At 64.2% G+C, this 11600-nt stretch carries 8 protein-coding genes; 1 reads left to right on the forward strand and 7 read right to left on the reverse strand.

Features of this window, described 5'->3' with window-relative positions:
• Positions 1 to 132: 132 nt before the first annotated feature.
• Positions 133 to 666 (reverse strand): OmpA family protein, encoded by a 534-nt coding sequence (locus FJ980_RS06780; protein ID WP_181181127.1) that lies wholly within the window; start codon positions 664 to 666, stop codon positions 133 to 135.
• 328 nt (positions 667 to 994) lie between these two features.
• Here FJ980_RS06780 and FJ980_RS06785 point away from each other — a divergent pair, with 328 nt between their 5' ends.
• Complete coding sequence (locus FJ980_RS06785) at positions 995 to 1486, forward strand: hypothetical protein (protein WP_246676331.1); 492 nt, start codon at positions 995 to 997, stop codon at positions 1484 to 1486.
• Between the two features lie 40 nt (positions 1487 to 1526).
• Here FJ980_RS06785 and FJ980_RS06790 read toward each other — a convergent pair whose 3' ends face one another.
• The 6 genes from FJ980_RS06790 to FJ980_RS06820 all read right to left on the reverse strand — a co-directional run bounded on the left by FJ980_RS06790 (position 1527) and on the right by FJ980_RS06820 (position 11181).
• Positions 1527 to 2687, reverse strand: coding sequence for a caspase domain-containing protein (locus FJ980_RS06790; RefSeq protein WP_246676332.1), 1161 nt, complete (start codon positions 2685 to 2687; stop codon positions 1527 to 1529).
• 85 nt (positions 2688 to 2772) lie between these two features.
• On the reverse strand, positions 2773 to 3864 hold the full coding sequence (locus tag FJ980_RS06795) for an OmpA family protein (protein WP_140542155.1): 1092 nt from the start codon (positions 3862 to 3864) through the stop codon (positions 2773 to 2775).
• 379 nt (positions 3865 to 4243) lie between these two features.
• Positions 4244 to 6793: a caspase family protein gene (locus FJ980_RS06805; protein WP_140542156.1), complete on the reverse strand. Its 2550-nt coding sequence runs from the start codon at positions 6791 to 6793 to the stop codon at positions 4244 to 4246.
• 357 nt (positions 6794 to 7150) lie between these two features.
• Positions 7151 to 8251: an alcohol dehydrogenase family protein gene (locus FJ980_RS06810; RefSeq protein ID WP_140542157.1), complete on the reverse strand. Its 1101-nt coding sequence runs from the start codon at positions 8249 to 8251 to the stop codon at positions 7151 to 7153.
• Positions 8252 to 8273: 22 nt separating this feature from the next.
• Positions 8274 to 9653 carry an aspartate aminotransferase family protein gene (locus FJ980_RS06815; protein WP_140542158.1) on the reverse strand — a complete coding sequence of 460 codons (1380 nt, stop codon included), beginning with the start codon at positions 9651 to 9653 and terminating at the stop codon, positions 8274 to 8276.
• A 34-nt stretch (positions 9654 to 9687) separates the two neighbouring features.
• Positions 9688 to 11181 carry an NAD-dependent succinate-semialdehyde dehydrogenase gene (locus tag FJ980_RS06820; RefSeq protein ID WP_140542159.1) on the reverse strand — a complete coding sequence of 498 codons (1494 nt, stop codon included), beginning with the start codon at positions 11179 to 11181 and terminating at the stop codon, positions 9688 to 9690.
• Positions 11182 to 11600 lie beyond the last annotated feature (419 nt).

An 11600-nucleotide genomic window follows, 5' to 3' on the forward strand; every position in this document is an offset into this window, starting at 1 on the left:
ATGACCAAGGCGCTGGTCTTCGGCCCCGGCATCGCGAAGGCGGCGCGCTCAAGAACTGACAGAGGACAGAAGCCCGGCCGGCCGCCGGGCCGGCTGTCTCGCTATGAGCCGTCCGGAGACAGGACCGGCCGCCTATTGCGTCCTGATCCGCATTTCCACCCGGCGGTTGACCGGATCGTAGGGATTGGCGACGCGCGGATGCGACTTGCCCAGGCCGATCGGCGCGAGGCGGGTAGATTGAACGCCGTTCGCCGTCAGGAAGGCCGCCACCGATTGCGCCCTTCGCTGCGACAGGTCCTGGTTGTAGCGATCCGTACCGGTCGCGTCGGTGTGGCCTTCGACGACGAAGCTGAACGTGCTCAGCCTATTGTCCTTCAGCGCCTTGGCGAACTCGTCCAGCTCCGTGCGGGCGGTCTGGTCGAGCTGGGCCGAATCCAGAGCGAAATTGATCATCATGTCGAGGCTGCCCTTTTGGGGCGCCTCGTTCTTGTCGGCCTTGCTCTTGCACTCTTCTTCGGTGCCGACGCAGATACCGCGCGACGCGCCAAGATTGCTCTGGCCGGCGAAGAACTTCACGATGTCTTCCGATTTCTGAAGCGGATCGGCGTAAACGTGCGTCGAAAAAAGCACGGTCGCCAATGCCAAGGCTGAGCTGCCCCACCGCATGACCGTCACTCCTGTTTGAGCGGGTTTCGCTGGCGCACCATATCAAATCTTGAAGCGATTGTCTGTGAACAAGCGCACGTTGCCAATGGCCACCACCTGCTAAAAGCTGGAGCATGATGCCGAAAAATATGAAGCGGTTTCGGGCGACATCATGCTCTAGATCTTTGATTTAGAGACGGGTTCATCCGGCTCTAAGGCTTGACCGACTCTCGGCTAAAGGCTTGAGTGGTTGTCAGCTGGCTCTCGGGGTTTGGCAGCCATGGCCAACGAACTCGGATACAGAACCGCAAGGGATCTCTTTCTTGCCTGTCCCGCGATCGCCCGGGACATGAAATCGCCGGCCGCCAATCAATCCCCGCTTGAGTTCTGCCGCGCCCTGCTCGCTGGGCGCGTGCCGGAGGAGGCCGTCACGTTCTGTGCCTATCTCCTGCCGGAACGCGCCGCGGTCTGGTGGGGGCATGAATGCCTGAGCCATCTCTCAGAACTCCTTGCCGATAGGGACCTCGAATTGCTGGCGCTCGTCAACGACTGGGTCGGCGAGCCTGGCAATCCCCGCCATCGAACGGCGCTGTGCGACGCGGTCGATCCGTCGCCGACGACGCCGGCTGCTTGGATCGCTCTGTCCGCGGCGTGGCGCGACGCGGCCTTCGATATGCTGTCGACCGGATTTCCCGCCGCCCACGCCGTCAACGCCGGGATCCTGGCGGGGCTGGCGCGCGTCTCGACCGCGGACCGTTTTGGCGTGCTTTCGGCCTTCGTCGATATGGGCATCCAGATGGTGGAGATGGAGGCGCAGCGGCAATCGGTCGACGCTTATTAGGGCCCACCGCCATACAGGGCTGCGAAGTCCCAATTCACGATCATTTGCAGCCGCCTTGCGCCCACCTGGCCAAAGCGACCTTGAAGCGGGTGCCGAGCGGATGCTGCAGGCGCAGCACGGAGACGTCGTTGGCGGCGAAATTCTTCGCCTGCTCGCAGAGGCGGGTCTCGTTCCACTCGTGGCAGCCGTCGCAGTGCTTGCCTTGCCAGACCGATTTGTCGAGGCCTTCGACCGGACTGAAAAGCGGTTGTCCCTTGATCAATTGGGCTATGCTCTTGCCGTCGATCGCCGGGTCGCCGAACTTGACCGGGCGATCGAAAAAGATCGGGCCGTCCGTCGCCAGCTTGGGGATCCTTTCACGCAGCGCATTGAGCGCAAGCTGGTCGTCGGCCTGGCCGGACGCCGCGCCGGTGTTGCGCGTCCCGGAACCCGCTTCGGCCTGAGGCGTACCCGCCTCGCCGACGATCAGCGGCGCGTTGAGATCGACCTTGTGCAAGACGACCTCGGTGGTCAGCGAGACGTTGATCCAGGGGCGCTGCTTGCCGGCGGTCGCCTTGAACACATCGCTGGTCACCCTGTTCATCGCTTCGGTGATGGAGACGTTGGCTTCGCCGATATGTTGGAGCAGCGCCGTGGTGAACGGCGAGTGGTCGCCCGAACCGTCATAGGCGAGCTGGTTCGGACTTGCGGCGAAGGCGACCAGCGTGCCGGCGCCGCCATTCTCGATCGGGATTTCGGCGAGGCCGCTGCTTGCGCCCTTGATGCCGGCGGTCTTCGCCAGCACGTCGGCAAGCGGATTGTCGCGGCAAGCGTCCAGGAAAACCAGTCTTATGCTGGTCTCGCGCGACATCTGGCGCAGGACGAAATCGACCGAGACGGCCTCGAAATCGAGCGAGGTCTCGTCCTCAAGCGCGGCGTCGACCGGAAGCAGATAATTCTTGCCGGAGACCTGCAGGCCATGGCCGGCATAGAAGAAAAGCGCGATGTCGGCGCCCCGCACCTGCTTGGCAAACTGCGCCACCGTAGTCTGTGTCTGCTGCTTGGTGAGGTCGAAGCCGGAGACCACCTCGAAGTCGAGGTCCTTGAGCCGATCGGCCATGGCCTGTGCATCCCGCGCCGGATTGGCGAGCGGCGCCGCGTGCTGATATTGCGAATTGCCGAGCACGAGCGCGACGCGCCGCTCGGCATTGGCGGCGGCCATCGTCAGAATCAGGGCAAGCGCCACAAGTCCCACAGCGCGAAGCAGGCCACCGCAAAAGGCAATCGGACCGGGACCCACCGCCACCTCAGTTGGCGAGCTTGCTGGCGGAGAATTCGATCCGCCGGTTGAGCGCCTTGTTCTTGGGCGTGTCGTTGGCGGCGACCGGCTTGTCCTCGCCATAGCCGGCCGAGCTTATCTGGTTGCGCGGCACGCCGTCGGCGATAAGCGCATCGGCGACCGCCTGGGCGCGCCGCTCGGAGAGCGCCTTGTTCGCCTCGGCCGATCCGTCGGAATCGGTGTAGCCGGACACTTCGACCTTGAGGGCCGGGCATTTGCCGACGACGCCCTCGACCTCCGCCAGCAGCGGGCGGCTCTTGGCGTCGAGCCTCGCGCTCGCTTGGCGGAAATAGATGGCGCCGGTGCGCGAGAGCACGGCAAACCTGTTGAGGCACTCCTCGTCGCTGAAATTGGCCTTCGCGGCATCGGTGGCGACGGGGCCGACCTCGGCGGTCGAGGCCGCAACGGTCTGCACGGCGGCCGGCTTGGCGCCATCGGCGGTGAAGACGAAATCGAAGGACACCGACGCCGTGGGCACGATGTTGGTCACGTTGGCCGCCTGCTGCAATTTGTCGATGTTGGGCAAGAGCCCGAAATCCTCGACATGGACTGCGACGGGCGCTTCCGAAGCGACGGAAACCTGGGTGTCGCTGATCATGGTGACGACGACGCTTGCCTCGAGATCCTTGTCGACGCCATGCAGGCTGAGGCGGAACGGCAGTGTCGTCTTCACGCGGCGCTTGGCCGGCAGATCGGCGAACGCCGCCGGGTCCACCTTCGCGGTCACTTCGGCCGTCGGATAGGTGAATGTCTCGAAAAACAGGAAACGCATGCGCACGTTGCGCAGGTCGACGCCCGTGTCGACGGAATTGAGGTCGAAGCTGATTCTGGCGTCGCCTGCGGAACTCAGCGTGCCGGTGATGTTCCTGATCTTGTTAGTCTCGACGATCGTGTTCTTCTTGACCGACTGGTAGGTGAGCACCGAAGCGGACGGATCGAGCGTCCAGTTCGGCGCGGCGCTGGCGACCTGCGATCCGAAGACCAGCAGCGCGGCAACGACCAAGCCAAAAGCCGCGGCCTTGGCACGCATTTTTCGCCAGAATGCGACGACTTCGAACATGGAACGCCCCCGCCAGGACAACCCGATCTCGATACCGGCATGTGACCGGAGCATAGAGCAATTGTCCGGGCTTGGCGAGCAGTTACAGCGAGCTCGATAAGTGAACCCCGCACCAGCTATCTAGTGCTCAACCCCAGCCGCCTCCGCCGCCTCCGCCACTGCCCCCGCTACCGCCTCCGCCACCTACGGGTGCAATGACAGGCGCGGTTTCGGTCTGGACGGGCTTGATCAGTTTCTTGGCGGTAACCTTCTTGCGCTCGACGACTTTTGGTGCAGTCGTCGTACGAACGACCTTCGTCCTGTGCTTCGCCGCCGGGGCCGGCTCGACTTTGGGCGTCACGGTCGTGCAGCCTGCGACCGTGAGAGCGCCGGATAAGATTCAGAACAAGTCCCGGCGCGGATTGGCTTGTTCCCAGACCGCCCTGGCTGTCTTGACCAGCTGATCGTCCAACGAGCCATCCGCAGAAATCTTGGATTTGAGTTCTCCGCGCAGCTGTTTCAGGGCCGCTGTCTTCGCCTTCGCCCCGAATTTCGCCAGCGTGGTCCTTGCGTCCGGAATTTCGTTGCGAAGATCGAGCGCGGCCGCGAAGGCAAGATAGCGCGCGGCCACGGCCTGGTCGGCCTTGTCGCCTCTTTGCATCTCCAGCGCCGCGCGATCATACGCAGCCGACTGATCGCCGCGGTCGGTCGCCAGCTCGAACAGCCGTCGCGCTTCAGCCAAGTCCTGCTGCACGCCAACGCCATCCCTGTACATGCGTGCGAGACTGCCGGGAGCATAGGGCTGGCCGAGATCCATCGATTTCTGGAACAGCGAGAGCGCGGCCTTGGGGTCCTTCTCGACCCCCGTGCCGGAGAGATAATTGCGGCCAAGCAGGTTCATCGAATACATGTCCTGCCGCTCCACTCCGGCCTTCAGGAAAGCGACAGCGCGGGCCGGATCGGCCGGCACGCCGTTGCGGCCTTCGGTGAAGATCGCCGCGAGATCGTTCATGGCATAGGTGTGCCCCATAGCCGCCGCCTTGAGCAGCAGGTCAAGCCCCTTGCCGGTATTGCGATCAACACCGTATCCGTTGAATAAGGCGCGGCCCCAGGAGGTCATTCCATAAGGATCGCCCTTGTCGGACGCCGCCGCGTAGAAGGTGTTGGCCTGCTTGCGGTTGGCGGGCATACCCGCCCCGGTCGCGTTGAGGTAGCCCAGCTCGAACACAGCGCGAACATGTCCCTGGTCGGCAGCCTTCTGGATCGACTTCTTCGCTTCCTCGACCTTGCCGGCGGCGAGCAGCGCGCGGCCGAGCTCGTAGTGGAAGCGGGCGACATCGGGATAGGCTTTCACCGCCGCCCGGCAGGCCTCCACCGCCCCGGCACCTATCTCGTTCGGCAACAGACCAGGTACGACGCCCTGCAGGTCCAAGGGTTCGCCTGCCTGCGTGTCGCAGGGATCGACGCTCGGCGACAGCTTCATCGTCGCCGGCTTGGATGACGTGTTGTCAGCGCTGATCTCGAAGCCGACGATCAACGGTTTTGCGGCGCCTATCTGCGGTTCGTAGCGCAATTGGTCGACTTCACCGGCCATCAGGCTCGATTGCGGCGATAGGGTCCGGTCCGGCAGTGACAGCGTCCCGGTTGCCGGATAGCTCGCAAGCTTCACACTTACGGCCGGATCCTTGGTCGGGAAATCCAGCTTCAGCGGCACGGGGCCGACGCCGACGGGAGTCTTGACGTCGCGGTTCTCGATCGCCTCGGCGGCGCCGGCGATGTGGATGCCGCGCTCAAGCACCTGTTGCTTCTGCTCGGACTCAAGCGAGGCGACAAGCTGCTTGCCCGCGGCGCCATCGCCGTTCTTGACCCGGAACACCAGTATGCCCTGCGATCCACCGCCCCACTCGTCATGTGTGGCATAGGCCAGCATGTCGACCTGGTCCTCGGCGTCGGCGCTCTTCGGCACATCCATCGCAAGTCGCGGCAGATCCTTGCCTTCTATCGGCTCGCCCGTCGCGACCGGCTTGCCGTCCAGGATCAGACGCCCCAGCGCCGGCGGCCTTTCGATACTGATGGTGACCGCGCCGCCATCGACATCGACCGGCACCGGCAGGTCAAGCGCGACCGGACCGACGCCCGACGGCACGGTCTTCTCCAGCACCGGCGGCAAAGCCGGCCGGCTGGCGCGCCGCATCAGCACCACCTCGTCGATCAGCGAGGAATTCTCCCAGGGAACCTGCGCGCCCTTGGTGGCCTCGACCACATCGCGGCGCACGGCCGCCATGACCGAGCGTATCTCCTGGTTCGGCGCCAGCGCGCGGCGGGAGAAGGCGGATGAAAACGGGCTGAGATCGCCGGACCCGTCATAGGCGACGGCGCCGGGTTCCGTGGCGAAGGCGATCAGCGTGTTCAGCGAGCTTTTCACCTGCGCGAGACCGGTGCCGCCGGCCGCGATCAATTGGTCGCGCAGCCAGTAATCCTTGCGGGGGAACGGGTTGTTGCGGCAGGCATCGAGGATGATCACCTGGATCTTCGATTTGGCGCGCAACTGTTGCAGGACGTCGTCGAGCTTGACCGCCTGGACCTCGATGTCGGCCGCATCCTTGAGCGACGCGTCGACCGGGATCAGGAAATTCTCGCCGCCGATCTGAAAGCCGTGACCCGAATAGTAGACGACCGCCAGATCGGCGCCGTCCGCCGCCGCGAGATAATTGCGAAATTCTTTCTCGAACTGGAGCTTGGTGAGATCCTTGGCGACGAATACATCGAAGCCGGCCAGCCGGAATGTGCTCGACACGTCGTCGGCATCCTTGTCCGGATTTTTCAACGCAGGGATTTCGCGATATTCGGAATTGCCGATGACAAGCGCAACCCTCCGATCGGCGTGCGCCTGCACCGTCGCGAGGCCCACGAGGATCAAGGCTGCAATCAGCGCGCAGCATCGCAGCATGGTAAAATCCCTAACTGCTAGCACCCGTCGGCCACAAGAACGCAGCTCGCGGGATCGCGGTCTGTTAAAGACTTCACAATCTGCCAAGACGGCAAGGAACGCGCCTGCGATGGCAAGGCAGATCGCGCATTCAATCAACTGCTAAAATAACGCAGAGACCTCGGCGCCGCAATGACCTGGGTAAGCGCGTCGCCGTCTGTCGATGCAGGATCGCCATCGGCGAGCCACGCCTCCGCAGCGCTGCGTGTCTGTGACGCCACAGCGTTTCATGGGAACGGCGAAAACGTCCTATCTCTTTGCCTTACGCAATTCCGGACGGCGGCGAACCGCCGACCCCGAGCCGGCCTCTTTCCTGGGTCAGGCGCCGCTCCACATCGCGTCCGGCACCACCACCAGCTTGCCGACGAAGTCCTTGGCCATGAAGTCGGTCTGGGCGCGGTGGAAATCCGACAGTTTGTAGACGCCGCCGACCAGCGGCTTGATCTTCTTTTCCTCGATGTAGCGCACGATGCGGCGGAAATCCGCCCGCGTGCCCTGGCTCGAGCCGTGGAGCTGGAGCTGCTTCAGATACATGGTGCGAAGGTCTAGCTGCACCACCGGCCCCGCAATGGCGCCGGCTGTGGTGTAGCGGCCTTCGGGCCGCAGGATACGTAGGAGGTCGTTGAAGATGGCGCCGCCGACGAGGTCGGCCACCACGTCGATGGGCTGGCCATTCGTCGCCTCGGTGACGGCGGTGAGCAGGTCGGTCACGCCGCGCGTGATCACCTTCTCGGCGCCGATGTCGAGCACGGCCTGTTCCTTGCCCTTGCCGACGACGGCGTAGGGGATGGCGCCCCGCGCCCTTGCCAGTTGCACGATGCCGGAGCCGACGCCGCCGGAGGCGCCGGTGACCAACACACGCTCGCCGGCCTTCAGCGCCGCGCGCTCCAGCATCTGCTCGCCGGTGAGATAGGCGCAGCAGAAGGTGGCTAGCTCGACATCGCTCAGATCGGTGTCGACGACATGTGCGTTCTCGGCCGGCAGCGCTTGGTATTCGGCATAACCGCCGTCACGACCGTGGCCCATATAGTCGATGTCGGCGAGCGAATCGTCGTCGCGATTATAGATCGAGAAATCGACCATGACGCGCTCGCCGATTCGCTCCGCGGACACGCCGTCGCCGACGGCGACGATCGTGCCAACAGTGTCGGTGCCTTGGATGCGCGGGAAGGTGAGCGTGTTGCCTTGCCGGCGCCAGGTCGATACCGCCCCGGCATCTTCCTCCGTGCCATAGGCGCCCTGGCGCACCCAGACATCGGTGTTGTTCATGCCGCAGGCGCTGACCTTGACCAGCACCTCGCCGGCGGCAGGTGCCGGCACCTTCACATCGGTGCGGTAGACGAGCTTCTCAAGGCCGCCATGGCCCGTAAGCTGCACGGCGGCCATTGTGGCGGGAAGAGTTCTGGTCATGGCATTCATGTCGCTTCTCGGATGTCACTTCTCAGATGCTGGCGAGGACGCTGTTCACCGCGTCGGCGGTCTTTGCGACGACGATATCGGCTTCCTCGCGCGTCAGGCAGAGCGGCGGCGCGAAACCGAGGATGTCGCCCTGCGGCATGGCGCGGCCGATGACACCGCTTGCCGCTAGCGCGGTGGCGATCTGCGGCCCGACCTTCAGAGCCGGATCGAAGAAGACGCGGTCGTCGCGGTCCTTGACGAACTCGATTGCGGCCAGCATGCCGTCGCCGCGCACCTCGCCGACATTCCGGTGGCCGCCGACGGCCTTGGCAAGCTCAGCGCGGAAGTAAGCACCGGTCTCGCCGGCGTTCCGGACCAGGTCCATCTCGTCGATCAGCTCGAGATTGGCGACACCGGCGGCAACGCAGATCGGGTGCGCCGAATAGGTCCAGCCATGGCCAAGCGAGCCCAGCTTGTCCGAGCCCTTGACCAGCACCTGCCAGACCTTGTCGGCGACGATGACGCCGGAAAGCGGCGCATAGGCCGAGGTCAGGCCCTTGGCGATGGTGATCAGGTCCGGCTTGATACCATAATGGTCGGAGCCGAACATGGTGCCGAGACGACCAAAGCCGGTCACCACCTCGTCGGCGACGAGCAGCACGTCGTATTTGTTGAGCACGGCCTGAATCTTTGCCCAATATCCGGCCGGCGGCGGAACGATGCCGCCGGTGCCGAGGATCGGTTCGCCGATGAAGGCTGCGACCGTGTCAGGGCCCTCGGCCAGGATCATCTCCTCAAGCTTGTCGGCGCAATATTGCGAGAACTGCTCCTCGCTCATCGAGCGGTCGGCGCGGCGGAAATAATACGGCGCTTCGGTATGCATGATCGGCGCGCGCGGCAGGTCGAAGGCATTGTGGAACAGCTCGAGCCCGGTCAGCGAGCCGGTCATGACGCCCGAGCCGTGATAGCCGCGCCAGCGCGAGATGATCTTCTTCTTCTCGGGCCGGCCGAGAACGTTGTTGTAATACCAGATCAGCTTGATGTTGGTCTCGTTGGCATCGGAGCCGGAGAGGCCGAAATAGACTCGGCTCATGCCCTTCGGCGCGCGGTCGATGATCATCTTGGCAAGCGTGATCGAGGCTTCGGTGCCGTGGCCAACATAGGCGTGGTAGTAGGCGAGGTTCTTCGCCTGCTCGGCGATGGCATCGGCGATCTTCTGGCGGCCGTAACCGACATTGACGCAATAGAGGCCGGCGAAGGCATCGATGCTCTTCTTGCCGGTGTTGTCCCAGATGGTGACGCCTTCGCCGCCGGCCATGATGCGGGCCGGCGATTCACCGCGCGCGTGCGTGCCCATATGCGTCGAGGGATGGAAGAAGTGGTCGCGATCCCAGGCGGAGAGTTCGTTGGACTGTTCGAGCATTTTTGACTCCTGACGAGAATGAGGCCTACGCAGCTTAGGCTACGTCGAGGCAGAGGTATTTCAGATCGGTGAAGGCTTCGAGGCCGTGGCGCGAGCCCTCGCGGCCGATGCCGGATTGCTTGACGCCGCCGAAGGGGATCGGCGCGCCGGTGATCTTGACCCGGTTGATCGCGACCATGCCGTACTCCAGGGCGCGGCCCATGCGCGCCTGCCGCGCGCCGTTTTCGGTGACGACATAGGCAACGAGGCCGTATTCGGTGGCGTTGGCGCGGGCGACGACTTCCGCCTCGTCGTCGAACGGCGTCACAGCCGCGATAGGGCCGAAGGTTTCTTCGCGCATGATCAGAGCGGCGTCCGGCACATCGGCGAGCAGCGTCGGCTGGTAAAACAGCGGGCCGGCCGCGTGACGCTTGCCGCCGGTCAGGCAGCGCGCGCCGTGGGTGAGCGCATCGGCGACTTGCTCCTCGACCTTCTTCACCGCGCGCTCATGCATCAGCGGCCCGATATCGGCGTCAGCGGATAGGCCGTTGCCGGTGCGGAGTTGCTCGATGCGACGGGCGAAAGCGGCGCAGAAGCGATCATAGATCGGCCGCTGCACATAGATGCGGTTGGCGGCGAGGCAATCCTGGCCGGAGGTGGCGAATTTGGCATCGAGCGCGATCTTGACGGCCTTGTCGATATCGGCGTCGTCGAAGACGATCAGCGGCGCGTGGCCGCCGAGCTCCATCACCAGCCGTTTCATCGTCGGCGCGCTCTGCGCGGCGATCAGCCGGCCGACTTCGGTCGAGCCGGTGAAGCTCATGGCGCGGACCCGCGCATCGGCGCACATCGCGCCAACGATGGTGCGCGCATTACCGGTGACGACGTTGAAGACGCCTGCCGGCAGCCCGGCACGCTCGCCGAGCTCGGCCAGCGCCAAAGCCGACAGCGGCGTTTCCGAGGACGGGTGCGCCACAATGGTGCAGCCAGCGGCCAAAGCTGCCGCCGCCTTGCGGGTGAGCATGGCCGACGGAAAATTCCAGGGCGTGACGATGCCGACGACACCGAGCGGCTCGCGGCGCACCGACATCTCGGCATTCGGCAGATGGCTGGTGACGCTTTCGGCGTTGAGGCGTTTCGCTTCCTCGGCATACCACTCGACAAAGGACGCGGCGTAGTCGATCTCGCCAAGCGATTCCTTCAGCGGCTTGCCTTGTTCCAGCGTCATCAACAGCGCCAGATCATCCTTGGCGGCGACGATGAGATCGAACCATTTTCGCAGGATTTTCGAGCGCTCCTGCGGCAGCGCCGAGCGCCAGCCGGGAAACGCGCGTGACGCGGCATTGATCGCCTTTGTCGTCTGGGCGGCATCGAGCGCGGCGACAAAGGCGACGGTAGCGCCGGTGGCCGGATCGGTAACCTCAAAACTTGCCGCCGCTTCGCTCGCCGTCCAGTGGCCATCGACATAGGCGAGCGCGCGCAGCAGCCGGCGATCGGCGAGGCGGTCGAGCGCGTCATGGTGGTTGGTACGGGCAAAATGCGCGGACATCAGTCGGGTCTCCCGGTGCCGAGGCGATATGGAGAGACTAGTCGCGCGATCGAGACAAAGGGGCTGTTTCGGCAAGCTGATGGAGAGAGACTATCTCTATTGGCGTGCGGAAGCAGACGATCTCTCTGGCTGGCCAGCCGCCGGATGCCACCAAACGGTGAAATTGGCCGAGCCTCCACAACTTCGTCATCCACGGGCGGAGCGGAAGCGAAGCGGACGCGTAGACTCGAGGATCCATTCCGTGACCTCGATTGAAGGGCACAGCGGAGCAGAATTCTGCACCGTTGCAACGCCTCAAAGTCACGGAATGGATCCTCGAGTCTACGCGTCGCTTCGCTCCTTGCTCCGCCCGTGGATGACGAAGTAGCGGACGTTTCGGCTAATCTCCACGCTGATCGTGGGACCGACTCATCCTTATT

The sequence above is a fragment of the Mesorhizobium sp. B1-1-5 genome (genome assembly GCF_006443065.1).
Taxonomy (GTDB): Bacteria; Pseudomonadota; Alphaproteobacteria; order Rhizobiales; family Rhizobiaceae; genus Mesorhizobium.